The organism is Rhizobium ecuadorense, from assembly GCF_001187535.1.
Taxonomy (GTDB): Bacteria; Pseudomonadota; Alphaproteobacteria; order Rhizobiales; family Rhizobiaceae; genus Rhizobium; species Rhizobium ecuadorense.
The window spans coordinates 1-207 of the sequence record NZ_LFIO01000209.1 but is presented as its reverse complement, the minus strand read 5'-3'; the positions used below and the strand labels follow the sequence as shown (position 1 = coordinate 207).

The window sequence follows — 207 nt, the reverse complement described above, 5'->3', positions numbered from 1 at the left end:
CTTTCAGGACCGCAGGCTGCTCATCTCCAGCAAGATTGCGCATCTGCCGCTGGTGAATTCGACCCGTCCGCATCGAACGCATGACGATACCGTCGAGTTCGTGCAAGCCGGACGGATCATGAGGCGGAACCCGATCGCCCAGATATCCCGGTGATGCCACGGGGATAATATGAGCAGGGGCCAATGGCCTGGCGATGACACCAGGCG

The 207-nt window shown here is 60.4% G+C and carries 1 pseudogene; it reads right to left on the bottom strand.

From position 1 onward, the window contains the following. Positions 1-207: pseudogene (locus AF337_RS45060) on the bottom strand (LysR family transcriptional regulator); the annotation flags it as partial.